Genomic DNA, 22718 nt, shown 5'->3' with positions numbered 1-22718 from the left:
AACGATGCGCCGCGCCGTTCTGCTTGTCGAGCTTCTTTAGCCGCACCCCTGGCCGTCTCGGCGTACTCAATCGCACAGGCCAAGGTCGCTTCTCACGTCAGAAGAGGAGTGCACCGCTTCTTGCCTCTTGCGAACACGCTCCAGCACGTCAGCGGCAAGGTAGTAGTCTTCCATTTCGTCGATGCCCTGCTTGATGATTGCGCGCAGGTAGTAAGCCTTGGTGCGCCTGGTTTGGGAGGCGAGGTAGTCAAGCCTTTGCTCGGTTTCGGGAGCGAGGCGAATCGAAGTTGCCATGCCGGAATCTCCAATCAGATACGTGTATTCACTGTATCGCGGAGCCATTGATTTGGCCAACCGGGGCCACGAAGGCGAACGGGAATCCGGCCGGGTCACTGTTGCGGTCGACCGGATTTTCGGGTGAAAAATGGCTTTGGGCAGCGGCGCGCCGGGTGCTTCGGCCAGTTGTGCAAAACTCTCGACCATCAGCGATAGGGTCTCTTTGTCGAGATCGTGGCGCACGTTGATCAGGCCGTAGCGCGCTTCGCCGGTGAAGCCGATGCGCCGTGGAATGCCGGCCATGAATGGCACGATGGACCACTTCAATGAATTGGGCAGGACGTAGGCGGCGCCGTAGCCGCATGCTGCCAGTTTTCGGGCCGGGCGCTGGGCCAGCGCGTCAAGCTGCAGGTTGGGGTGCCGGGCGTGCAGCCGCGCGAACAGTCGCTGCGCCATGAATGGTGTCGCCGATCCACGAGGGGGCGACGATCAGTACCTTTATCGTGCGACCGTGGCGGGTTGGGCGCCCGCCACGGGTTCAGTGATGACCCTTGGGTGCGGCGCCCTTGAATACATACTTCATGCTGCAATAGGGGCAGACCACTTCGCCCGCCTGGAGGACGTCGAGAAAGACGCGCGGGTGCTGGCTCCACAACGGCGAGCCCGGTGGCGGGCAGTGCAGCGGCAGGTCGTGGGCGGTGAGTTCAACGGTACGAAAGTCGGACATCTGGATCTCCCTGAATTAGATGTAGGCCAGCCAGTCGTCGTGCTGGGCGGAGCGGCCATTGACCACGTCGAAATACCTGGCCTGGATCTGGGCGGTGACCGGGCCACGGCGGCCGATGCCGATCTGGCGGCCATCGAGTTCGCGAATCGGCGTCACTTCGGCGGCAGTGCCGGTGAAGAAGGCCTCGTCGCAGCAATACACCTCGTCGCGGGTGATGCGTTTTTCCTGGACCGAAAGGCCCAGCTCGGCGGCGATCTGCAACACGGTGGCGCGCGTGATGCCTTCGAGGCACGAAGTCAGGTCGGGCGTGAACAGCTTGCCCTGCTTGACGATGAACAGGTTCTCGCCGGCGCCCTCGGCAACGTAGCCTTCGGGGTCGAGCAGCATGGCCTCGTCGTAGCCCTCGTTGGTCACTTCGTTATTGGCCAGGATCGAGTTGATGTAGTGGCCGGACGCCTTGGCGCGCACCATCGAGATGTTCACGTGATGCCGGGTGTAGCTCGACACCTTGACGCGGATGCCGCGCTCGATGCCTTCCTCACCGAGATAGGCGCCCCACGGCCAGGCAGCGATGACGACATGCACCTTGGCGCCTTTCGGCGAAACGCCCATCTTCTCCGAACCGTAGAAGGCGATCGGCCGCAGGTAGCCGGCTTCGAGATCGTTGGCGCGCAGCACTTCCTTGTGCGCCTCGTTGATGGTTGCCTTGTCGAAGGGCATTGCCATCTGGAAGATGTGGGCGGAGTTGAACAGGCGGCCGGTGTGGTCTTCCAGGCGAAAGATGGCGGTGCCGCGTTCCGTCTTGTAGGCGCGGACGCCCTCGAAGACGCTCATGCCGTAGTGCAGCGAATGGGTGAGGACGTGGGTGGTCGCCTCGCGCCAGGGCACGAGCTGGCCATCTTGCCAGATGAAGCCGTCGCGATCCGCCATGGACATAGTCGATTCTCCGTGTTGCTATCGTGAAAGCCTACGATTTTAGCCCAAATCAGCGGGTAAAATAGCGGTTTTGCCGCTCAAGCTCCCCATGATCTGGAAACCTGATGTCACTGTTGCCGCCGTCGTTCAGCGCGACGGAAAGTTCCTGCTGGTCGAGGAAGAGACCGAAGCCGGTCTCGCTTTCAACCAGCCGGCCGGCCACCTCGAGGACTGCGAGGCGCTGATCGACGCCGTCGTGCGCGAGGCGCTGGAAGAGACCGCCTATCACTTCAGGCCAACCCACCTGGTCGGGATATACAGCTGGAAGCGCCCGGGCCGGGATACAACCTACCTGCGCTTCGCCTTCGGTGGCGAATTGCGCGGCTGGGAATCCGAGCGCAAGCTGGACAAAGGGATCGTCGCTGCGCGCTGGCTGACCATCGATGAAGTCGAGGCGACGCAGGTCCGTCATCGCAGCCCGCTGGTTAGGCGCTGCATCGACGATCTGCTTGCCGGAAAGTCGTATCCCCTCGAACTGCTGGTGCATTACGAGTGATGTTGCGCGCCGGCCTTGTCGTCCTGTTATGGCTATGGACGGGATTTGCCGCGGCTGACGAGACGGTACGAATCTGTCACGGCTACGGCTGCCTCGTCGAGGCCGAGGTGCGGTTCAGCGACGCACGCCTTGCTGAAATCGGGCGCGAACTGGCTGTTGCGGTCGACGCCGAAAACGAGCGCAAAATACTGGCTCTCGTCGTCGGCCGCCTCTACGGCTGGGCCGGCGAGCAATCGGACATCCACAACGATCGCGGTGGTAACTATGCCGATGCCGGCGTGCCGGGCAAGATGGACTGTATCGATCACTCAACCTCGACGACGCGCCTGCTGCGCCTGCTCGAGGCGCGCGGCAGCCTGCGCTGGCATCGTGTGCTGGAGCCGGAAGCGCGCTACTGGGCACTGGTCATTCCGGCACATTATTCGGCGGTGATCGAGGAGAAAGCGGCGGGCGAGGGCGCGCGTTTCGTCGTCGATAGCTGGTTTGTCGATAATGGTCAGCCGGCGGTGATTCTGCCGCTGGATGAATGGAAGAAAGGGGCTGGGCCCGATGTCTGAAAAAACCGTGGTCGTCGGCTTGTCCGGCGGTGTCGATTCCTCCGTTGCGGCACTGCTGCTGAAGCAGCAGGGCTGGAAGGTGATCGGCCTGTTCATGAAGAACTGGGAAGATGACGACACCGAGGAATACTGCTCGTCGCGCCAAGATCTGATCGACGTCATGAGCGTCGCCGACCGCATCGGTATCGACGTCGAAGTGGTCAATTTCGCGGCAGAATATCGCGAGCGCGTGTTTGGCGAATTCCTGCGCGAATACGAGGCTGGACGGACGCCGAATCCGGACATCCTGTGCAACTCCGAGATCAAGTTCAAGGCTTTCCTCGACCACGCGCTGCAACTCGGTGCCGAGAAGATCGCCACCGGTCATTACGCCGGCATCCGCGAATTCGATGGCAAATTTCAGTTGCTGAAGGCCGAGGACGGCACCAAGGATCAGAGCTACTTCCTCTATCGCCTGCATCAGGCGCAATTGTCGAAGACGCTGTTCCCGCTGGCCGACCTCTACAAGCGCGAGGTGCGCAAGATTGCCGAGGCCGAAGGGCTGCACGTCGCCGCCAAGAAGGATTCGACCGGCATCTGCTTTATCGGTGAGCGGCCATTCAAGGATTTTCTGGCGCGCTATCTGCCGCCGAAGAAGGGCGAAATCCGCCGCCTCGACGACGGCAAGGTCATGGGCGAACACGATGGACTGATGTTCCATACTGTCGGCCAGCGCAAGGGCCTGCACATCGGCGGCATCAGGGAGAAGGGCGAGCCCGGCGGCGGCGATCACGATGCCTGGTTCGTCGTCGGCAAGGACATGGAGAAAAACGTGCTCCATGTCGTCCAGGGTCATGATCACCCGGCGCTGTTCAAGGCGTCGCTGGTTGCGGATCAGCTTTCCTGGGTTTCAGGTCAGGCGCCGCATACACACTGGGTGTACACTGCCAAGCCGCGCTACCGGACGCCCGACCAGGCCTGCGAAGTCGAGCGGGTCGATGTGGAGAGTTGCGAAGTCAGGTTTGCCGAACCACAATGGGCTCTGGCACCAGGGCAGTCGGTGGTGCTCTATGAAAGCCGCGTCTGCCTCGGCGGCGGGGTGATCCAATGATTGCCGCGCGCCCGACCATCCACCTGCACAGCGTTTAATGGGATTCAACGTGTCCGATCGTCTCGCCGTTTTGTCGCAATACCTGCTTCCCAAGCAGGCGCTTACCGTTCTCGCCGGCAAGCTGGCCGGCGCCCAAGCGGGGTCAGTGACGACCAGCGTTATCCGCTGGTTCGTCGGGCGTTACGGCGTCAATATGGCTGAGGCCGCCAATCCGGATATTGCCAGCTACGCCAGTTTCAACGAGTTTTTCACAAGGCCGCTGCGCGAAGGCGTGCGGCCCCTGGCCGCGGCTGATTTCATTTGCTCGGTCGACGGCGCGATCAGCCAGTTTGGCGCCATCGAGCGCGACCAGATCTTTCAGGCCAAGGGTCACAGTTATTCGACGACTGCGCTGGTCGGCGGCGACCGCGAACTTGCTGCGCAGTTCGAGAACGGCAGCTTCGCGACGCTCTACCTCAGCCCGCGCGACTACCATCGCATCCACATGCCCTGCGCCGGCCGCCTGATGCGCATGATCCATGTGCCCGGCGCGCTATTTTCGGTCAATCCGGTCACGGCGCGCGGCGTCCCTGGCCTCTTCGCGCGCAACGAGCGGGTTGTCTGCGCCTTCGATTCGCCGCATGGCCCCTTCGTGCTGGTGCTGGTCGGCGCCACCATCGTCGGCAGCATGGCGACGGTCTGGCATGGCGTGGTCATTCCACCACGCCCGGGCCATCTGCGGGACTGGAATTACAGCGATCAGCAGATCGAATTCAAAAAGGGCGACGAAATGGGCCGCTTCCTGCTCGGGTCGACGGTGGTCATGCTGTTTCCCAAGGATGTGCTGCAGTTCAACCTGGGCTGGGCGCCGGCACAGGCGATCCGCCTCGGCGAGGCGATGGGGTCAAAGACAACGCAATGAAAAGGGCGCCAGCGGCGCCCCATGACTTGGTCTGCGCCGGCCCGGATCAGTCGTGCGGCACGGTGTCGGCAAAGGATGGGCGTTGCATCAGCTTGGCGTAGAGCCGCGCCAGATTCGGGTGCGCCGTCTGCCAGTCGATGGCGGCAAAGCGGAAGCACAGGTAGCCCAACGCGGCGCCGACGACGATGTCGGCCAGCGAAAAATGGGTGCCCATGCAGTAGGCTTTCTCGCCCAGTTGCTCGGCCAGGAATTCGAGGCTGCGCGCGATCTTGACGCGCTGGCGGGCGATCCAGTCGTCGCTGCGTTGGGCCGTTGTCCGCTTTCCTTCGAGGAAGGCGGCTGCAGCTGCATCGCAGATACCGTCGGCGACGGCTTCCCAGCGCTTTACCTCAATGCGTTCGCGGTTGGGCGTGGGAAAGAGCTTGTTGTTCGGGGTGACGTTGTCGATGTACTGGACGATGACCCGCGAATCGAAGAGCGGGGTGTCGTCGTCGAGGATGAGGACCGGAATCTTGCCGAGCGGATTAACGTTCGGGACTCCGCTGCCTTGCAGCCACGGCGAGTCGATCACGAAATCGTATTCGATCTTCTTTTCCGCCAGGGCGATGCGCACCTTGCGCACGAACGGGCTGGTATGGGAGCCGATCAGCTTCATCTCATGCTCTGTTGTTTGGAAAACACCAGTATAGCGTATGGCGCAGTCCTTCGCCGCGCGGGTAAAATCACGGGCTTGACGATAAGGATGTTTTCATGACCTGTGATCCACTGACCGCCCTTTCCCCGCTCGATGGCCGCTATGCCGGCAAGGTCAATGTCCTGCGCGAGTATTTTTCCGAGTTCGGCCTGATCCGCGCCCGCCTCAAGGTTGAGATTGAATGGCTCAAGGCACTCGCTGCCGAGCCGCATTTCACCGAAATTGCCCCATTTTCGCCGTTGACCGTAGCCGAGTTCGATGCGTTGGTTACGAACTTCAGTGTCGACCAGGCCGCCGAGGTCAAGGCTGAGGAGGCCGTCACCAACCACGACGTCAAGGCGCTGGAATACTGGATCAAGAAGAATACCAGGGGCAATGCCGAGGTGACCAAGGTCAGCGAGTTCATCCACTTCGCCTGCACGTCGGAAGACATCAACAATCTGTCGCACGCGCTGATGTGTCAGGGTGCCCGCGAACAGGCGATGTTGCCGATGCTCGACAAGTTGCTCGCCCGCCTGCGCGAACTGGCCCACGCCAATGCCGAGGTGCCGATGATGAGCCGCACGCACGGCCAGCCGGCAACGCCGACAACGCTCGGCAAGGAAATGGCCAACGTCGCTTACCGCCTGCAGCGCGCCCGCGAGCGTATCGCCGCCGTCGAGTTGCTCGGCAAGATCAACGGCGCGGTCGGCAACTACAACGCCCATCTCTGCGCCTACCCGGGTTACGACTGGGAAGGTTTCGCGAAGCAGTTTGTCGAATCGCTTGGCCTTGTCTTCAACCCTTACACCATCCAGATTGAGCCGCATGATGCGCTGGCCGAGCTGTTCGATGCCTTTGCTCGTGCCAACAGCATCCTGATCGACTTTGATCGCGATGTCTGGGGTTATATCTCGCTCGGCTTCTTCAAGCAGAAGGTCAAGGCTGGCGAAATCGGCTCGTCTACGATGCCGCACAAGGTCAATCCGATCGATTTCGAGAACTCCGAGGGTAACCTTGGCCTGGCCAACGCCGTATTGAAGCACCTTGCCGAAAAGCTGCCGATCTCGCGCTGGCAGCGCGACCTGACCGATTCCACGGTACTGCGCAACATGGGCGTCGGCCTCGGCTACTCCCTGCTCGCCTACGATTCGTTGTTGAAGGGCATGAGCAAGCTGGAAGTTAATGCCGACACCATGAAGGCTGATCTCGACGCCAACTGGGAACTGCTCGCCGAGCCGATCCAGACCGTCATGCGCCGCTACGCCGTGCCGAATGCTTACGAAAAGCTCAAGGAACTGACGCGCGGCACCCGCGTTTCGCGTGAGGGTATGCAGGCCTTCGTATCAACGCTGGAAATCCCGGAAGCTGCCAGGGCTGAACTGCTCAAGCTGACGCCGTGGGATTACACCGGCAAGGCCGCCGAACTGGCGAAGCGCATCTGAGAGGCCGGAACGATGACCCGCAGGAGGCGAATGCCACGGGTGCCCGTGGCCCTGGTCACCGGAACTCCCGGCTCGACCGCGCGTGCCCCGTCGCGCCTGCGGGCTGGACTCGCCGGTGGGTTGAAGGGGTTCTTCCTCGGCCTGCTACCGGCAATCTGGCTGCTGACCCCGATGGGGGTAGGCTACGCCGATCAAAGGATTGCCTTCGCTATCCCGGTCGCAACTTCCCTGGCCGGATTCATCGCCGGCCTGATCTTCACCAAACGGAAATCGAGCTAACCCGAATTTTTCATAAAAGCAGGCGAATCTCGTTTAACCCATTGATATAATTGGGGTTACGCCAATAACGCTTCGTAAGAAGCCTAAACGAGACCGCCCATGGACAATTCTATCCCAACCCAGCTTCGCTTTCCCGCCAGCGCCGGATTTACGATCCGGGCAGAGTTTGACGGCGGGGCGATGTCCTCCGACTTTGGCGCACTCCTGTTGCGTGGCATCGACCTGCAAATCGGCCTGATTCCCCGCCTGGTCAGCGCGATTCACGACAAACGCCACGCCTCGTACATTGACCATCCCCTGGCCGACCTGCTCCGCCAGCGGATATTCCAGACCGCCAGCGGTTACGCCGACGGTAATGACGCCAACACGCTGCGGCGCGATCCGCTGTTCAAACTGGCGGTCGGTCGTGCCCCGCTGGACGAGGGAAATGACCTGGCCTCCGGCCCCACGCTCTCCCGGCTCGAAAACAGCGTATCGCGCAAAGACATTTACCGCCTGGCCAAAAGCTTCGTCGACGCCTTCATCGCCAGCTACGCCCAGGCGCCTGCCGTGATCGTGCTCGATATGGATCACTCGGAGGATGCCACTCACGGGCAGCAGGAACTGGCGTTCTATAACCCCCACTACGGGAATCACTGCTACCTGCCGCTGTTTCTCTTCGAAGGACTTTCCGGGAAGTTCATTACTGCCGTCCTGTGTCCGGGCAAACGCCCGACTGGCAAGGAGAACGCGGCCATCATCAAGCGCGTGCTGCGCTTGCTCCGCCAGGCTTGGCCCGAGACCCACATCATTCTGCGCGGGGATGGCCACTTCTCGAATCCCGAACTGATGGCCTTGTGCGCGTCCGATCCGCATCTGGACTTCCTCTTCGGCCTGGCCGGCAACCAGGTGCTCTCGCCCAAGGCCGAGCCGCTGCTGAAGAAAGCCCGTGCGCTGCACCAGACACACAGCGCCAACGCCCAGCGCCTGGGGAACGCCGAGCCTGCGGCGACACGACTGTACGACGATATCGAGTATCAGGCGGGCTCGTGGCCCAAGGCTTACCGCGTGGTGGTCAAGGCCGAGGTGATGGCCTTGGGTGACAACCCGCGGTACGTGGTGACCTCGCTGTCCGACCCGACGCCTGATGTGCTTTACAAAGAGCTGTACTGTGCTCGAGGGCAGGACGAGAACTTCATCAAGGCGGTGAAGAACGACTTGGCCAGTGACCGGACCTCCGATCATGCCTTCCTCGCCAATCACCTGCGGCTGTTCTATTCGTGTGCGGCGTATGGGTTGATTCACGGCTTGCGCGAGAACACGCTGGTGCATACGGAACTGGCCAAGGCGCAACCGCTGTCGATTATCCTGAAACTCTTTAAGTTGGCGGTGCGCGTGGTGCAGTACAAGGATCGGATCAAGCTGTCCTTGCCTACGTCGTGTCCGATGAAGGGGGTGCTGGCGCGGGTGACCGAGTTGCTTTACCTCGTCCCGCGCCCGCCGGCACCGGCCTGATCGACTCGGCGACGCCGTCTCATGCTGCCGACTCGAATCCGCTTGAGCGGAGGTGAGGTCTCGCCAGCGCTCTGTCCAGGGATCGATGGCGGCAGGGTGTGATGCCCAAAAGTTGGGGTATTTGGCCGATCGTGGCGGGTTGGCAGCAAAATTCGCAGCAAGCTGACTCGCATCACGGCTGGAATGGCACGACATTGACATCGCGCGGCGGGTTTATGAAACATCCGGGCTAAATGTCTTTTGCTGAAAACCTAAGCCGGACGAGCCGGAACCAAACAGGTATTACGATAGAAGCCTGACGAATGACCGAGGAGGCGATCATGTTGGCGATGGCTCTGGCGGAACGATACGCGACGAACATGCATGGCGTGCTTTCGTGCTTTGACCGGATCATTATCACCGGCACGCTGCCTGGTGCGTGCTACGCGGCAGGAATGACGAGTTATTTGTACACGCACGGAATTCGGGTATTCGACTACCCGCGATTTGCCGAGCCGCTGCGAGATCGCATTCGTGAGCGTGCGCAGGAGGTGTGTCTGGCGGCGGGTATTGAAATCGAGCACGTCAGCAAAAGCCATATTCGCAAGGAAGAGTTGGTCGCGCGAGTGCTCGCCGGTCGCGGCGACGCACCGGGTTTGGTGCATGTGCTCTCGGCCATGGAAGCCTGTCCGAGCTACAAACCGTGGCATGACAAAGGCAGTGGCAAGACTTACCTGCGCCCCGATCAAGGCAAGTGCCTGCACTACTACTTCTATTTCATCGACGAGGAACTGGGGTTGTGCTACCTGCGTGTGCCGACGTGGGCACCGTTCGGGTTGCAGTTCTACTGTAATGGTCACAGCGCTCTGGCAAGAACTCTGACGCGAGAAAGGATCGACTTCCTCCAGCAGGACAACGCCTTCCTGCGTGTCGCCGACATCGCGCAGGCGCAGGCGCTGGCGGATGCGTTCAGTCCCGACGTACTTCACCCGCGACTGGATCGCTATGCGCAGTGGTTGTGCCCAGTGCTTGACGTCTTTGGATCCTCGTATCACTGGAGCTTGCGCCAAGTCGAATACTCCACCGACCTGATGTTTCGCAGTGAGCAGATATTGGTTCCACTGTATGACGCCATTTCGCGCCAAGCGGTCTTGGCCGCCAACGCAGAACGCGTCTCCAGCTTTCTGGGCAAGAAGGTCACGCCACAACTGGCCCAGGAGATCGGTTCCCGGTTGTCCACCCGTATCGAGGGGCGCTGCATCAAGCACACCATGGGCGCCGCTGGCGTCAAGGTGTATGACAAATTCTCCCGCGTACTGCGGGTCGAAACGACCGTCAATGACGTGAGTTTCTTCAAACACCACCGCAAGGTGGAACACAAGGACAGGCACGCCACCCGAGAATTGGCGCCCCTGAAGAAGACAATCTATAGCCTGATCGACCTGCGCGACATCCTGCTCGGCTGCAACCAACGTTACCTGGCGTTCCTCTCCAGCCTCGATGACCCCAGTGCCGGCGAGCGTGACTTGGAGCGATTGAGCATGCCACGGTTGGGGGCGGCTCCCGGTGTCAAAGGGGTGAACTTCTTTGATCCTGCCGAGAAAGCCTTGCTGAAAACCATGCAACGCGGCGAGTTCAACATTCACGGTTGGCGTCGTGCCGATCTTCTCAGCTATCTGAAGCTCACTCCGTCCGCCATGTCGCGCCAACTTGCCCGACTGCGTACGCTCGGCTTGATCAAGAAAGTCACTCATACCTATCGCTACTACCTCACTCGATTGGGACGTTCAGTCGTCGCTGCGGCCTGCTCATTGACCCGCTTCAACATAGTGCCAACCATGGCTTGCGCATCCTGAATTCTTCTCATGATTTGTGATGATTGAACTGGTTAGTGACTAAAAAAACTCCCGGGAATTTCCCACCTCGCAGCTATCAACCTGCTCGACGCCGACGGCAATGTCGTTGCCGCCATCGAGAACAAGCCGGGCAGCCAGGGTTCGCTGGCGGTCTATAACCATCTGGCGCAAACCTTCGGCTCGATCAACCGCGAGGCCGCAAGGAAAGGCCTGGAAATCTTCGCCGAGCATACCGAGGATGCCCGGATCAACCCTGGCAGACACCCCAATATCGACCGCCTGATCGCCGTCGAGCAGGATGGGCCGGCATTGCGTGTCAAGCACGTTTTCGAGTTGTGACCCGGGTGGGGTTAGCTGTCGTCCACTGCATGGGGAGCGCTATAATATTGCGGAATTTAAGCGGCTTGGGCCTCGCATACTGTCCGCAACCTGGAATTTCCTCAACCACCATGGAGAACACGCGATGAAGTCGAAACTTCTGCTTGCACTTTTGGCTATCACCCTGACCGGCACGGCCGTGGCGCAGATCAAGCCAGAAGATGCCATCAAGTGGCGCCAGTCCGGTTACGGCTTCATGGCCTGGAACATGGCCCGCATCAAGATGAACGTTGAAGGCACCTACAACAAGGAGGAGGTCATCAAGGCCGCCAATGCGATTCAGGCCATCGCCAATTCGGGTATGGGCGCCCTTTTCATGCCCGGGACCGACAAGGGTACCGGCTGGGAAAAGACCAGGGTCAAGCCCGCATTCTTCACCAACCGGGATGGTGTAAACAAGGTGGCGCTGGCGTTCATCAAGGAAGCCAACGAAATGGCCAAGGTTGCCGCGGTTGGTGATGCGGCGGCGACCAAGGAGCAACTGGGCAAGTTGAGCGCTAGCTGCAAGGGTTGCCACGACGACTTCAAGATCAAGGACTGATCGGTTTGCCGTGAATCGTGCCGCAGGCGCCGCAGGGCGCCTGTTCCATTTGACGAAGGAGGATGGCCATGAACCAACAAAAATTCCGCCTGTGGGATCTGCCGACCCGCGTCTTCCACTGGGCGCTCGTCCTTGCCGTTGTCGCGGCCATTGTCAGCGGCCAGCTCGGCGGTAACCTGATCGACTGGCACGGCCGCATAGGCCTCTTCATCGTCGGGTTGCTCGCCTTTCGCCTGGCCTGGGGCGTGGTCGGTTCGACCTATGCCCGTTTCCTGCAATTCCTGCCGACGCCGGGAAAGATCGCATCCTACCTGCGTGGCGAATGGCAAGGCGAGGGCCACAGCCCGCTCGGCGCGCTGTCGGTTTTCGGTCTTCTGGCGCTGTTGACCGCGCAAGTTGGCAGCGGCCTCTTCGCCAATGACGACATCACCTTTGTCGGTCCGCTGTTCGATCTGGTTGACAAGAACCTGAGCAATCGTCTGACCGGAATTCACTATCTGGTTGCCAACGCGATCTATGTACTGATCGCACTGCACATCGCCGCGATTGCCTTCTATGCTCGCGTCAGGAGGCGGAATCTCGTCAAGCCGATGCTGACCGGCTGGATGGACGGCAAGGGAGACTCGGCGACGGGTGGTGGCGTGCCAGCCCTGATTCTTGCCCTCGTAGTTGCTGGCGCAGCGGGCTATGGCGCAAGCGGCGCCTGGTTGCCGGCGCCTCCGCTGCCGCCACCCGCTGCCGAGACACCGAGCTGGTGAGGCTGCCGCCGCCTTGTCGGAGGCGACGCGAGAAGAATCAGCCCAAGCGCCCGGGCGGCAATCAGTGGCCTTTGGCCGGAAAGACTCGCTGCCGGTAGTTGATCGACAGGGCGCTGACCAGCGGATTCCTGGTCAGTTGCTGGCAGATTTCGTGTTCGGCGCGGCTCACGGCCATCGCATTTTCGAGCGTATCACGCGGCAGGTAGACCTCGGCCTCGACCCCGTCGTCGAGATAGTGCAGGAGAATGCGCTGCGGTTCAGGCAGGCCGGCGAGCAGGGGCGAGAGCGCCTTGGTCAGTTCTTCGCGGTCGGCCATGTTCTGGCTCTTGAGGTCGTGATCCGGATTGTCTTCGACGTCGACATGAACGAGCACATCGGAAACCGACTGGTGGCTGTTGAGTATCCGCTGGCGGGTCAACTCGGCGATGCGATGACCTTCCGATACGCTGATTCGCGGATCCACGCAGATGTGGGCATCGACCAGCGAGCGATGCGCCATGCGGCGGGTGCGCAACTCATGCAGGCTGGTGACCCCGGGGGTGTCGACGACGACCTGGTGGATGCTGGCGACTTCCTCGACCGACAGCCCAGTGTCGATCAACTCCTGAACCGCATCCCAGGCGAACACCGCACCCATGCGGACGATCATGAAGCCGACGATCACGGCGGCAACCGAGTCGGCGAAGGTGTAGCCCATCATGTTGGCGACGATCCCCAGCGCAACCACCAGCGAAGAGGCGGCGTCGGAGCGCGCATGCCAGGCGTTGGCGATGAGCATCGGCGAACGCAGCTTTTCGCCGACGCGCAGCATGTAGCGAAACAGCCCTTCCTTGGCGACCAGCGCGAGGCCCGCGGTCCATAGCGCCAGCGGCGCCACCGGCGGCAGGTTGTCGAGATTCTGAAGCTTCATCCCGGCGCTCCAGATGATCCCGGCGCCGGTCACCGCCAGAATCGCTCCGAGGGCAAACGATGCCATCGTTTCGATGCGTGCATGGCCGTAGGGATGTTTTTCGTCGGCCGGTTCCTTACTGTGATGGGCGGCGAAAAGGACGAGAAAGTCGCAGACGAGATCGGAAAGCGAATGCAGGCCGTCGGCAATCAAACCCTGGGAATGGGCAACGATACCCGCGAGAACCTGGGCACAGGTGAGAAAAACATTCACCACCACGCTGATCCACGTGACCCGCTGGGTCATGCCGTGGCGGGCGGGGTCGTCGAAAGAGATTTCGGGAAGGTTGTCGTGGGTGCTCATGGTCGAGGCAGGATCTCAAAGATAGTTGACAGCGGCAGGAAAAGCTTGGTCGAAAACGCAACGTTTAAGTATCCTGCAAACTGGCAATCGCAGTCAAAGGTTATTGCCAAGGATGGTCCTGAAACACTGTCCTTGAAGGGATTGTGCTCGCCGCCGCCAGCGGGTCTTGCCTCGGCAAGAAGACAGCGGCGGGCGAGAAGCGCGGTTTCGGTTAAAACCGCATGTCATGGCCGCGGGAGCGGCAGTGCGATGTAACACCGGCTGTTGCCGCGGCCGGTTTTCTCGATTTTTCCAGTCCATTACAGCCACGGAGACTCACCATGAAACGTATGTTAGCGCCACCCGCATCTTCACTTCTTCCCGCTGTCGCGTTTTGTGCGACGCTTGCTTTCAGCCCGGTGGCCCTCAGCGCCTCGCCCGTGGTCAAGGTCGACGGTTCGAGCACGGTCTATCCGATTACCGAAGCTGCCGCCCAGGAATTCCAGACCGCCAAGCTGCATGAGGTCCACGTCAATGTCGGTGTTTCCGGAACCAGTGCCGGGTTCACCAAGTTCTGTGCCGGCGAGACCGACATTACCAATGCATCGCGACCGATCCTGAAAAAAGAAATGGACGAGTGCGCCAAGGCCGGTATCCGCTTCTACGAGATGCCGCTGGCTTACGATGCACTGACAGTCGTGGTCAATCCGCAGAATAGCTTTGTAACCAGCATGAGCGTGGCCGAGTTGAGAAAGCTCTGGGAGCCGAAGGCGCAAGGCAAGATCAATACCTGGAAGGACCTCAACCCGGCATGGCCCGCCCAGAAGATCAATCTCTATGCGCCAGGCGCCAATTCGGGCACCTTCGAGTCCTTCACCGAGGTGGTTGTTGGCACCTCCAAGTCCAGCCGCACCGACGTCAGCAGGACTGAAGACCATGGTGTTCTGGCGCAGCGGATCGCTGAAGACAAGGACGGCCTGGGCTATCTGAGCCTCGACTACTATGTCGAGAACCAGAAGAAGCTGAAGGCGGTGGCGATCAGCGACGGGAAGGCGGCTGTCTTGCCGACGGCCGAGCACATTCGCGATGGCAGTTATCAGCCGCTGTCGCGCCCGGTCTTCATCTATGTCAACGAGAAGTCGCTCGAGAAACCCGCGGTCAAGGAATTTGTCGAGTACTTCATGAACAACGGCGTCCGGCTGGTCGAGGAGGCGAATTACCTGCCGCTACCGGCCAAGGCATACACGAGCAATATCGAACGGATGAATGCCAAGAAGGTCGGCACGGTTCACGGCGGTGAGAACAAGGCCCGCCCGCGCACTGGTGAAATGATGAAGTTGCTCGACTCGTTGACTTTTTGACGCCCGCGATCATCGTCTGATGCAAGCCGCCCGCAGTCGGGCGGCTTTTCTTTCGCCCCGAGGAACGCGTCAGACGACCGCGCCTTCCTCGTTGGCGCCTTCAACGATCTTCTTCTGCTTGGTGATGAACTGCTCGCGGGAAACGCCCAGCCACATGACCAGCGGGCTGGCTACCAGCACCGAGGAGTAGATGCCGAACAGGATGCCGATGGTCAGCGCCAGCGAGAAGTAATGGAGCGTTTCGCCGCCGAAGATCAGCATCGACAAGACCATCATCTGCGTGCTGCCGTGGGTGATGATGGTCCGGCTGATGGTGCTGGTGATGGCGTGGTCGAGCACTTGCGGCGTCGTCAGGCCCCGCGTCTTCTTGAAGGTCTCGCGGACACGGTCGAAGACGACGACCGACTCGTTGACCGAGTAGCCGAGAACGGCGAGTACAGCAGCCAGTACCGACAACGAGAACTCCCACTGAAAGGCGGCGAAGAAGCCGAGGATGATGATCACGTCGTGCAGGTTGGCGATGATCGCCGAGACCGAGAAGCGCCACTCAAAGCGGAAGGCGAGGTAAATCATGATGCCGACGACCACGAGGAGCAGCGCCATCGCGCCGTTCTCGGCCAGTTCCTTGCCGACCTGCGGACCGACGAACTCGACGCGGCGCAAGGTCGCGCCCGGTGCTTCGGCGGTCAGCGCCTGCAGCACGGCTTCGCCTTGCTTGGCCGTATCCTGGGCGTCACGCAAGGGAAGTCGGATCAGCACGTCCTGCGAGGAGCCGAAGTTCTGTACCGAGAAGTCGTTGAAGCCGGATTTGCCGAGGGCGCCGCGGATCTTTTCGAGGTCGGCGGTCTGCTGGTAGTTCACCTCGATCAGCGTTCCGCCGGTGAATTCGACCGACAGATGCAGCCCCTTGGCTAGCAGGAAGAACACGGCGAGCAGGAAGGTGATCAGCGAGATGATGTTGAACTTCAGCGCATGGCGCATGAAGGGGATGTCTTTTCTGATGCGGAAGAATTCCATGACCGTTTTCCCTTATTTCTGGCCGTTGACCACGGCAGCCCCAGGCTTCCAGACCTGGCCGATGGCGACCTTGGCCAGTTTCCGCTGGCGGCCGTAGATCAGGTTGACCAGCGAGCGCGAGACGACCACCGACGAAAAGATCGAGGTCATGATGCCGAGGCAGTGCACCACGGCGAAGCCACGAATCGGCCCGGAGCCGAAGATCAGCAGGGCGAGGCCGGCGATCAGCGTGGTGATGTTCGAGTCGAGAATGGTCCCGAAGGCGCGTTCGTAGCCTTCCGAAATCGCCGCCTGCGGCGGCATGCCCGCACGCAGTTCCTCGCGGATGCGTTCGTTGATCAGCACGTTCGAGTCAATCGCCATGCCGAGCGTCAGCGCGATGGCGGCAATGCCGGGCAGGGTCAGCGTCGCCTGGAGCATCGACAGGATGGCGATCAGGAAGAGCAGGTTCGAGGCCAGCGCCAGTACCGAGACGACGCCGAACATCTGGTAGTAGAGAATCATGAACAGGGCGATGGCGGCAAAGCCCCACATCGTCGAGTGGAACCCCTTCCTGATGTTGTCGGCGCCGAGGCTGGGGCCGATGGTGCGTTCCTCGATGATGTCCATCGGCGCGGCGAGCGAGCCGGCGCGCAGCAGCAGTGCGGTGTCGTTGGCTTCCATGCTGCTCATGCGGCCGGAAATCTGCACGCGGCCGCCGCCGATCTCGGTGCGGATGACCGGCGCCGTGACGACTTCACCCTTGCCCTTCTCGATCAGCAGGATGGCCATGCGCTTGCCGACGTTGTCGCGGGTGATGTCCTTGAAGATGCGGGCGCCCGCGGAATCGAGGGTCAGGTGGACGGCCGGTTCCTGCGTCTGGTTGTCGAAGCCGGGCTGGGCGTCGGTCAGGCGGTCGCCGGTCAGCACGACCTGCTTCTTGACCAGCAGCGGCTGGCCGCCACGCTCGTTGTAAACCTCGGTGCCGAAGGGCGGATTGCCGGCCAGCGCCGCGTCAAGCGCGCCGGGGGAGTCATCGACCATGCGGATTTCGAGGGTGGCGGTACGGCCGAGGATGTCCTTGGCCTTGGCGGTGTCCTGGACGCCGGGCAACTGGACGACGATGCGGTCGGAACCCTGCTGCTGGATCACCGGTTCGGCGACGCCGAGTTCGTTGATCCGGTTGTGCAGCGTCGTGATGTTCTGCTTGAGCGCGAATTCGCCGATCTTCTTCTGAGCTTCCGGCTTGAGCGTGGCGACCAACCTGAGGTCGCTGCCTTCACCCTGCTCGGTGACGAGCAGATCAGGCTGGCTGTCGGCGATGGTGTCGCGCGCCTTGTCGCGGACATCGGCCTCGCGGAACTTGATGACCAGACGGTCACCCTCGCGGGTGATGCCGGCGTGGCGCAGGTTCTTGTCACGAAGGACAGTGCGCAGATCGGCTGACAGCGAGTCGAGACGCTTGGTCAGCGCTCCTTTCATATCCACCTGCAACAGGAAGTGCACGCCGCCACGCAGGTCAAGGCCGAGGTACATCGGCAGCGCGTGTAGCGCGGTCAACCATTGCGGCGAGGCGGAAAGCAGGTTCAGCGCGACGACATACTGCGGGTCGGTCGGATCCGGATTGAAGGTTTTTTCCAGGATATCCTTGGCCTTCAACTGGATGTCGGGGGTCGTGAAACGGGTCTTGACGCCGTTGAAGTCGAGCTGGATGCCGTCGTGCGCGATACCGGCACCTTTCAGGGCTTCCTCGACGCGGGCCAGCGCCTTCTGGTCGACCTTGATCGTCGCCTTGGCGCTGGAAACCTGGACGGCCGGCGACTCGCCGAAAAAATTGGGCAGGGTGTAGACGAAGCCCATAACCAGCGCGATGGCGACGGTGATGTACTTCCAGAGTGGGTAGCGATTCATGGCGGCTTCAAGGCAGAAAAGGCGGCCATAAGCCGCCTCTTGGGGTGGTTACAGCGTCTTCAGCGTGCCCTTGGGCAGAACCAGGCCGATGGATGGTTTCTGTACGATAACTTCTACGCCCTTGCCTTCCATACCCTTGGCCCCTTCTACCCTGGCAATTTCTACAGTGACATAGCTTTCCTCGACCTTGACGATGCGGCCGAGAATGCCGCCCTGGGTGATGACTTCATCGCCTATGCCCAGCGCGGCGATCAGTGCCTTGTGTTCCTTGGCCTTCTTCATCTGCGGCCGAACCATCAGGAACCAGAGGACCGCGAACATCAGGATCATCGGCAGGAACTGCATCATGCTGCTGGTCGGATCGGAGGACGCGGCGGCGGTTTGAGCGTGGGCAAGACTAATCATGGTTCAAACTCCTGAAAGCTGAAAATCAAAACGCGTGATTCTAACACTGACCGGACGTTCGATCGTGCGCAAAGCGCGCTGCCCACGCGTCGAGGCTGCCCGCAATGATGGCCGCACGCATTTCGGCCATGATGGTCTGGTAGAAATGCAGGTTATGGATGGTGTTGAGCATGCTGCCGAGAATTTCACGGGCCCGGAACAGGTGGTGCAGGTAGGCGCGGCTGAAATGGGTGCAGGTATGGCAGGTGCAGCTCGGGTCGAGCGGCCCGGTGTTGGTCTTGTGCCGGGCATTCTTGATCCTGACGTCGCCGAAGCGGGTGAACAGGTGGCCGTTGCGCGCATTGCGTGTCGGCATCACGCAGTCGAACATGTCGATGCCGGCCGTGACCGAATGCACCAGATCCTCCGGCGTACCGACACCCATCAGGTAGCGTGGCTTGTGTGTCGGCATTTTCGGGGCGAGGTGGGCAAGGATGCGCACCATCTCTTCCTTGGGTTCGCCGACCGAGAGGCCGCCGATAGCCATGCCGTCGAAGCCGATGGCGTCGAGCCCGGCGAGCGACTCGTCGCGCAGGTCCTCGTGCATGCCGCCCTGGACGATACCGAAGAGGGCGTTTGTGTTCTCCAGTTTGTCGTGCTCGTCGCGGCTGCGTTGCGCCCAGCGCAGCGAGAGGCGCATCGACTTCGCGACGTCGTCGCGCGTTGCCGGGTAGGGCGTGCATTCGTCGAAGATCATGGCGATGTCGGAATTCAGCCCGTGCTGGATCTGCATCGAGATTTCCGGCGTCAAAAAGAGCTTGGCGCCGTCGATCGGTGAAGAGAATTTGACGCCGTCCTCGGTGATCTTGCGCATGGCGCCGAGCGAAAAGACCTGGAAGCCGCCGGAATCAGTCAGGATCGGCTTCAACCAGCCCATGAACCCGTGCAGTCCGCCGTGCGCGTGGATGACGTCCAGCCCCGGGCGCAGCCACAGATGAAAGGTATTGCCGAGGCAGATCTGCGCGCCGATATCGGCAAGCGCCTGCGGCGTCATCGCCTTGACCGTTCCGTAGGTGCCCACCGGCATGAAGACCGGGGTCTCGACCACGCCGTGGGCCAGCATCAGTGTGCCGCGACGGGCCGCGCCATCGGTCTTGAGGAGTTCAAACTGCATCGGATTTGTCCAGGAGCATGGCGTCGCCGTAGCTGAAGAAGCGGTAGCGATCGCCGACGGCGTGGGCGTATGCGGCGCGGATGGCATCGTAACCGGCGAAGGCCGAAACCAGCATGAGCAGCGTCGATTTCGGCAGGTGGAAGTTGGTGATCAAGCGGTCGATGACCTTGAAGCGATAGCCAGGGGTGATGAAGATGTCAGTCTCGGCCGGGCCGGGCCGCACGGCGCCGTCGATCATGGCGGCCGACTCCAGCGCGCGCAGGCTGGTGGTGCCGACGGCAATGACACGCCCGCCGGCACCACGGGTGGCGGCGATGGCGCTGGCGGTGGCGGGTGGGATGTCGAAACGCTCGCTGTGCATCCGGTGCTCTTCGATCTTGTTGGCGCGCACTGGCTGGTAGGTGCCGGCGCCGACGTGCAGGGTCAGGAAGGCGGCGCTGACGCCTTGCGCCCGCAGCCTGGCCAGCATCCCCTCGTCGAAATGCAGGCCGGCGGTGGGGGCGGCGACGGCGCCCGGTTCGCGGGCATAGACTGTCTGGTAGCGGGCCTCGTCGGTCGCATCGGGGCGGTGTGCAATGTAGGGCGGTAGCGGCAGCTTGCCATGCTGCTCGGCGAGTTCCCAAAGGCTGCCACGGTCGACCAGTTCCAGGGTGAACAATTCGCCGCCGGCACCGGCCCGGCCGGTAACGCGGACCGTGAAGGCATCGGCGAGCCGTATCTTGGTGTCCGGCTTTGGCGACTTGCTGGCGCGGATCTGTGCGATGGCGTGCTGTGCGTCGACAATGCGCTCGAGCATGACCTCGACCCGGCCGCCGCTTTCCTTCCGTCCGAAAAAACGCGCCTTGATGACGCGCGTATCGTTGAATACCAGCAAGTCACCGGCACGCAGCAGTCCGGGCAGGTCGGCGAATTTGCGGTCAAAGCGCTGTTGACCGCAGACATGCAGCAGCCGGCTGGTGGTGCGTTCGGGCGCCGGGTGTTGGGCTATCAGTTCGGGCGGAAGGTGAAAGTCGAAGTCGTCGACGGTCAACGCCATGGGCAAGGATACGCTTGGCAAACAAAAACGGCTTTCCGGAGGAAAGCCGACTTGTCGTTACTGGTGCCCGTGCCTGCATCGAATAAACGGCGGAAATAATTGCAGAGCAAGGGGTTACGTTTCACAATTTTCGGGTTCCACCCAAAGTTACTCACACTTGAATGGTGCAATTTTTTGTTGGTGTCACAGGCCACGAATTATATCAGGGCGATTACCCCCTCTCCTCACCCTAAGCCGGACGAGCCGGAACCAAACAGGTATTACGATAGAAGGCTGACGAATGACCGAGGAGGCGATCATGTTGGCGATGGCTCTGGCGGAACGATACGCGACGAACATGCATGGCGTGCTTTCGTGCTTTGACCGGATCATTATCACCGGCACGCTGCCTGGTGCGTGCTACGCGGCAGGAATGACGAGTTATTTGTACACGCACGGAATTCGGGTATTCGACTACCCGCGATTTGCCGAGCCGCTGCGAGATCGCATTCGTGAGCGTGCGCAGGAGGTGTGTCTGGCGGCGGGTATTGAAATCGAGCACGTCAGCAAAAGCCATATTCGCAAGGAAGAGTTGGTCGCGCGAGTGCTCGCCGGTCGCGGCGACGCACCGGGTTTGGTGCATGTGCTCTCGGCCATGGAAGCCTGTCCGAGCTACAAACCGTGGCATGACAAAGGCAGTGGCAAGACTTACCTGCGCCCCGATCAAGGCAAGTGCCTGCACTACTACTTCTATTTCATCGACGAGGAACTGGGGTTGTGCTACCTGCGTGTGCCGACGTGGGCACCGTTCGGGTTGCAGTTCTACTGTAATGGTCACAGCGCTCTGGCAAGAACTCTGACGCGAGAAAGGATCGACTTCCTCCAGCAGGACAACGCCTTCCTGCGTGTCGCCGACATCGCGCAGGCGCAGGCGCTGGCGGATGCGTTCAGTCCCGACGTACTTCACCCGCGACTGGATCGCTATGCGCAGTGGTTGTGCCCAGTGCTTGACGTCTTTGGATCCTCGTATCACTGGAGCTTGCGCCAAGTCGAATACTCCACCGACCTGATGTTTCGCAGTGAGCAGATATTGGTTCCACTGTATGACGCCATTTCGCGCCAAGCGGTCTTGGCCGCCAACGCAGAACGCGTCTCCAGCTTTCTGGGCAAGAAGGTCACGCCACAACTGGCCCAGGAGATCGGTTCCCGGTTGTCCACCCGTATCGAGGGGCGCTGCATCAAGCACACCATGGGCGCCGCTGGCGTCAAGGTGTATGACAAATTCTCCCGCGTACTGCGGGTCGAAACGACCGTCAATGACGTGAGTTTCTTCAAACACCACCGCAAGGTGGAACACAAGGGACAGGCACGCCACCCGAGAATTGGCGCCCCTGAAGAAGACAATCTATAGCCTGATCGACCTGCGCGACATCCTGCTCGGCTGCAACCAACGTTACCTGGCGTTCCTCTCCAGCCTCGATGACCCCAGTGCCGGCGAGCGTGACTTGGAGCGATTGAGCATGCCACGGTTGGGGGCGGCTCCCGGTGTCAAAGGGGTGAACTTCTTTGATCCTGCCGAGAAAGCCTTGCTGCAAACCATGCAACGCGGCGAGTTCAACATTCACGGTTGGCGTCGTGCCGATCTTCTCAGCTATCTGAAGCTCACTCCGTCCGCCATGTCGCGCCAACTTGCCCGACTGCGTACGCTCGGCTTGATCAAGAAAGTCACTCATACCTATCGCTACTACCTCACTCGATTGGGACGTTCAGTCGTCGCTGCGGCCTGCTCATTGACCCGCTTCAACATAGTGCCAACCATGGCTTGCGCATCCTGAATTCTTCTCATGATTTGTGATGATTGAACTGGTTAGTGACTAAAACCTCCGCACGAAAAATCTGACCATGCGCGCAGTCCTGAGACTTGAACGCCTAAACTTTTTATGCTTCCAGGCGTGTAGCAGGTCAGTGCAGCCAGCCTCGCTTGTTGAGGAAACTCTTTCTCAGGCCGATTATCGGGCGGGCAGGGCTGCGACCAAGTCGTCGTACACGACAATGGTAGAGTCGTCATTGATCCCCCAGCGTTGCATCATGATCGCGCGGGGGGCATGCCCGACAGTCATAGGGCGGCGGGCGTAATAGCGGACATTGAGAATGGCCAGCTTGGGATCATCGAGATGTTCGGCAAGCCAGTCTACTTGACCAGAAAGTCTGGTTAGTTGCC

At 61.0% G+C, this 22718-nt stretch carries 24 protein-coding genes and 1 pseudogene; 14 read left to right on the top strand and 11 right to left on the bottom strand.

What is annotated here, in order from left to right:
• Positions 1–66 precede the first annotated feature (66 nt).
• The 4 genes and pseudogenes from IPP03_06020 to IPP03_06005 all read right to left on the bottom strand — a co-directional run bounded on the left by IPP03_06020 (position 67) and on the right by IPP03_06005 (position 1939).
• The gene (locus IPP03_06020) at positions 67–294 is read right to left on the bottom strand and encodes a CopG family transcriptional regulator (protein ID MBL0352214.1); all 228 of its coding nucleotides are present in this window, start codon (positions 292–294) and stop codon (positions 67–69) included.
• 102 nt (positions 295–396) lie between these two features.
• Positions 397–732, bottom strand: a pseudogene (locus IPP03_06015) (lipopolysaccharide heptosyltransferase II).
• Positions 733–814: 82 nt separating this feature from the next.
• Positions 815–1003: a zinc-finger domain-containing protein gene (locus IPP03_06010; GenBank protein MBL0352213.1), complete on the bottom strand. Its 189-nt coding sequence runs from the start codon at positions 1001–1003 to the stop codon at positions 815–817.
• Positions 1004–1018: 15 nt separating this feature from the next.
• Complete coding sequence (locus IPP03_06005) at positions 1019–1939, bottom strand: branched-chain amino acid transaminase (protein ID MBL0352212.1); 921 nt, start codon at positions 1937–1939, stop codon at positions 1019–1021.
• Positions 1940–2027: 88 nt separating this feature from the next.
• Here IPP03_06005 and IPP03_06000 point away from each other — a divergent pair, with 88 nt between their 5' ends.
• The 4 genes from IPP03_06000 to psd are packed head-to-tail and all read left to right on the top strand — an operon-like array spanning position 2028 to position 5022.
• On the top strand, positions 2028–2474 hold the full coding sequence (locus IPP03_06000) for an NUDIX hydrolase (protein ID MBL0352211.1): 447 nt from the start codon (positions 2028–2030) through the stop codon (positions 2472–2474).
• The gene (locus IPP03_05995) at positions 2474–3031 is read left to right on the top strand and encodes a hypothetical protein (GenBank protein MBL0352210.1); all 558 of its coding nucleotides are present in this window, start codon (positions 2474–2476) and stop codon (positions 3029–3031) included. The genes IPP03_06000 and IPP03_05995 overlap by 1 nt, the downstream gene beginning before the upstream one ends.
• A complete protein-coding gene (gene mnmA, locus IPP03_05990) occupies positions 3024–4121 on the top strand; it encodes a tRNA 2-thiouridine(34) synthase MnmA (protein ID MBL0352209.1) in 1098 nt (365 codons plus the stop codon). Before IPP03_05995 ends, mnmA begins: the two co-directional genes overlap by 8 nt.
• 49 nt (positions 4122–4170) lie before the next feature.
• The gene (gene psd / locus IPP03_05985; protein MBL0352208.1) at positions 4171–5022 is read left to right on the top strand and encodes a phosphatidylserine decarboxylase; all 852 of its coding nucleotides are present in this window, start codon (positions 4171–4173) and stop codon (positions 5020–5022) included.
• Between the two features lie 46 nt (positions 5023–5068).
• Here the strand turns inward: psd and IPP03_05980 are convergent, their stop codons facing one another.
• On the bottom strand, positions 5069–5677 hold the full coding sequence (locus tag IPP03_05980; protein MBL0352207.1) for a glutathione S-transferase: 609 nt from the start codon (positions 5675–5677) through the stop codon (positions 5069–5071).
• Between the two features lie 95 nt (positions 5678–5772).
• On the opposite strand from IPP03_05980, the gene purB reads away from it, so the two are divergent.
• From purB to IPP03_05945, 7 genes are all read left to right on the top strand, one after another.
• Positions 5773–7140 carry an adenylosuccinate lyase gene (purB, locus tag IPP03_05975; protein MBL0352206.1) on the top strand — a complete coding sequence of 456 codons (1368 nt, stop codon included), beginning with the start codon at positions 5773–5775 and terminating at the stop codon, positions 7138–7140.
• Between the two features lie 30 nt (positions 7141–7170).
• Positions 7171–7419 carry a hypothetical protein gene (locus IPP03_05970; protein MBL0352205.1) on the top strand — a complete coding sequence of 83 codons (249 nt, stop codon included), beginning with the start codon at positions 7171–7173 and terminating at the stop codon, positions 7417–7419.
• A gap of 99 nt (positions 7420–7518) precedes the next feature.
• A complete protein-coding gene (locus IPP03_05965) occupies positions 7519–8913 on the top strand; it encodes an IS1380 family transposase (GenBank protein ID MBL0352204.1) in 1395 nt (464 codons plus the stop codon).
• Between the two features lie 302 nt (positions 8914–9215).
• On the top strand, positions 9216–10748 hold the full coding sequence (locus tag IPP03_05960; protein MBL0352203.1) for a MarR family transcriptional regulator: 1533 nt from the start codon (positions 9216–9218) through the stop codon (positions 10746–10748).
• A gap of 57 nt (positions 10749–10805) precedes the next feature.
• On the top strand, positions 10806–11087 hold the full coding sequence (locus IPP03_05955; GenBank protein ID MBL0352202.1) for a DUF2322 family protein: 282 nt from the start codon (positions 10806–10808) through the stop codon (positions 11085–11087).
• A 124-nt stretch (positions 11088–11211) separates the two neighbouring features.
• The gene (locus tag IPP03_05950) at positions 11212–11667 is read left to right on the top strand and encodes a cytochrome c (protein MBL0352201.1); all 456 of its coding nucleotides are present in this window, start codon (positions 11212–11214) and stop codon (positions 11665–11667) included.
• Positions 11668–11735: 68 nt separating this feature from the next.
• On the top strand, positions 11736–12425 hold the full coding sequence (locus tag IPP03_05945) for a cytochrome b/b6 domain-containing protein (GenBank protein ID MBL0352200.1): 690 nt from the start codon (positions 11736–11738) through the stop codon (positions 12423–12425).
• Positions 12426–12486: 61 nt separating this feature from the next.
• Here the strand turns inward: IPP03_05945 and IPP03_05940 are convergent, their stop codons facing one another.
• Positions 12487–13677 carry a cation transporter gene (locus IPP03_05940; protein ID MBL0352199.1) on the bottom strand — a complete coding sequence of 397 codons (1191 nt, stop codon included), beginning with the start codon at positions 13675–13677 and terminating at the stop codon, positions 12487–12489.
• A gap of 320 nt (positions 13678–13997) precedes the next feature.
• On the opposite strand from IPP03_05940, the gene IPP03_05935 reads away from it, so the two are divergent.
• Positions 13998–15017, top strand: a complete 1020-nt coding sequence (locus tag IPP03_05935) for a PstS family phosphate ABC transporter substrate-binding protein (GenBank protein MBL0352198.1) — start codon at positions 13998–14000, stop codon at positions 15015–15017.
• Positions 15018–15086: 69 nt separating this feature from the next.
• Here the strand turns inward: IPP03_05935 and secF are convergent, their stop codons facing one another.
• Genes secF through queA form a run of 5 tightly spaced genes read right to left on the bottom strand, consistent with a single transcriptional unit; the run spans position 15087 to position 20518 of the window.
• A complete protein-coding gene (gene secF, locus IPP03_05930) occupies positions 15087–16034 on the bottom strand; it encodes a protein translocase subunit SecF (GenBank protein ID MBL0352197.1) in 948 nt (315 codons plus the stop codon).
• 12 nt (positions 16035–16046) lie between these two features.
• On the bottom strand, positions 16047–17924 hold the full coding sequence (secD, locus tag IPP03_05925; protein MBL0352196.1) for a protein translocase subunit SecD: 1878 nt from the start codon (positions 17922–17924) through the stop codon (positions 16047–16049).
• A gap of 48 nt (positions 17925–17972) precedes the next feature.
• Positions 17973–18329 carry a preprotein translocase subunit YajC gene (gene yajC, locus IPP03_05920; GenBank protein ID MBL0352195.1) on the bottom strand — a complete coding sequence of 119 codons (357 nt, stop codon included), beginning with the start codon at positions 18327–18329 and terminating at the stop codon, positions 17973–17975.
• A gap of 40 nt (positions 18330–18369) precedes the next feature.
• On the bottom strand, positions 18370–19482 hold the full coding sequence (tgt, locus tag IPP03_05915; GenBank protein ID MBL0352194.1) for a tRNA guanosine(34) transglycosylase Tgt: 1113 nt from the start codon (positions 19480–19482) through the stop codon (positions 18370–18372).
• The gene (gene queA, locus IPP03_05910) at positions 19472–20518 is read right to left on the bottom strand and encodes a tRNA preQ1(34) S-adenosylmethionine ribosyltransferase-isomerase QueA (protein MBL0352193.1); all 1047 of its coding nucleotides are present in this window, start codon (positions 20516–20518) and stop codon (positions 19472–19474) included. The genes tgt and queA overlap by 11 nt, the downstream gene beginning before the upstream one ends.
• Before the next feature lie 280 nt (positions 20519–20798).
• Between queA and IPP03_05905 the strand changes: the two genes are divergently transcribed.
• Both IPP03_05905 and IPP03_05900 read left to right on the top strand, forming a co-directional pair.
• Positions 20799–21908, top strand: coding sequence for a hypothetical protein (locus IPP03_05905; GenBank protein MBL0352192.1), 1110 nt, complete (start codon positions 20799–20801; stop codon positions 21906–21908).
• Entirely contained in the window at positions 21880–22332 is a 453-nt protein-coding gene (locus IPP03_05900; protein MBL0352191.1) for an ArsR family transcriptional regulator, read from the top strand. Before IPP03_05905 ends, IPP03_05900 begins: the two co-directional genes overlap by 29 nt.
• Positions 22333–22718 lie beyond the last annotated feature (386 nt).

The organism is Candidatus Dechloromonas phosphoritropha (genome assembly GCA_016722705.1).
Lineage (GTDB): Bacteria > Pseudomonadota > Gammaproteobacteria > Burkholderiales > Rhodocyclaceae > Azonexus > Azonexus phosphoritrophus.
The sequence above is the reverse complement of the archived record's forward strand: the minus strand, read 5'-3'. Positions and strand labels throughout refer to the sequence as shown.

Excerpts from the sequence above, each read along its gene's own strand:
- IPP03_06020 (MBL0352214.1), bottom strand. The coding sequence starts at position 294 with ATGGCAACTTCGATTCGCCTCGCTCCCGAAACCGAGCAAAGGCTTGAC.
- IPP03_06010 (MBL0352213.1), bottom strand. The coding sequence starts at position 1,003 with ATGTCCGACTTTCGTACCGTTGAACTCACCGCCCACGACCTGCCGCTG.
- IPP03_06005 (MBL0352212.1), bottom strand. The coding sequence starts at position 1,939 with ATGTCCATGGCGGATCGCGACGGCTTCATCTGGCAAGATGGCCAGCTC.
- IPP03_06000 (MBL0352211.1), top strand. The coding sequence starts at position 2,028 with ATGATCTGGAAACCTGATGTCACTGTTGCCGCCGTCGTTCAGCGCGAC.
- IPP03_05995 (MBL0352210.1), top strand. The coding sequence starts at position 2,474 with ATGTTGCGCGCCGGCCTTGTCGTCCTGTTATGGCTATGGACGGGATTT.
- mnmA (MBL0352209.1), top strand. The coding sequence starts at position 3,024 with ATGTCTGAAAAAACCGTGGTCGTCGGCTTGTCCGGCGGTGTCGATTCC.
- IPP03_05980 (MBL0352207.1), bottom strand. The coding sequence starts at position 5,677 with ATGAAGCTGATCGGCTCCCATACCAGCCCGTTCGTGCGCAAGGTGCGC.
- purB (MBL0352206.1), top strand. The coding sequence starts at position 5,773 with ATGACCTGTGATCCACTGACCGCCCTTTCCCCGCTCGATGGCCGCTAT.
- IPP03_05970 (MBL0352205.1), top strand. The coding sequence starts at position 7,171 with ATGCCACGGGTGCCCGTGGCCCTGGTCACCGGAACTCCCGGCTCGACC.
- IPP03_05965 (MBL0352204.1), top strand. The coding sequence starts at position 7,519 with ATGGACAATTCTATCCCAACCCAGCTTCGCTTTCCCGCCAGCGCCGGA.
- IPP03_05960 (MBL0352203.1), top strand. The coding sequence starts at position 9,216 with ATGACCGAGGAGGCGATCATGTTGGCGATGGCTCTGGCGGAACGATAC.
- IPP03_05950 (MBL0352201.1), top strand. The coding sequence starts at position 11,212 with ATGAAGTCGAAACTTCTGCTTGCACTTTTGGCTATCACCCTGACCGGC.
- IPP03_05945 (MBL0352200.1), top strand. The coding sequence starts at position 11,736 with ATGAACCAACAAAAATTCCGCCTGTGGGATCTGCCGACCCGCGTCTTC.
- IPP03_05940 (MBL0352199.1), bottom strand. The coding sequence starts at position 13,677 with ATGAGCACCCACGACAACCTTCCCGAAATCTCTTTCGACGACCCCGCC.
- IPP03_05935 (MBL0352198.1), top strand. The coding sequence starts at position 13,998 with ATGAAACGTATGTTAGCGCCACCCGCATCTTCACTTCTTCCCGCTGTC.
- secF (MBL0352197.1), bottom strand. The coding sequence starts at position 16,034 with ATGGAATTCTTCCGCATCAGAAAAGACATCCCCTTCATGCGCCATGCG.
- secD (MBL0352196.1), bottom strand. The coding sequence starts at position 17,924 with ATGAATCGCTACCCACTCTGGAAGTACATCACCGTCGCCATCGCGCTG.
- yajC (MBL0352195.1), bottom strand. The coding sequence starts at position 18,329 with ATGATTAGTCTTGCCCACGCTCAAACCGCCGCCGCGTCCTCCGATCCG.
- tgt (MBL0352194.1), bottom strand. The coding sequence starts at position 19,482 with ATGCAGTTTGAACTCCTCAAGACCGATGGCGCGGCCCGTCGCGGCACA.
- queA (MBL0352193.1), bottom strand. The coding sequence starts at position 20,518 with ATGGCGTTGACCGTCGACGACTTCGACTTTCACCTTCCGCCCGAACTG.
- IPP03_05905 (MBL0352192.1), top strand. The coding sequence starts at position 20,799 with ATGACCGAGGAGGCGATCATGTTGGCGATGGCTCTGGCGGAACGATAC.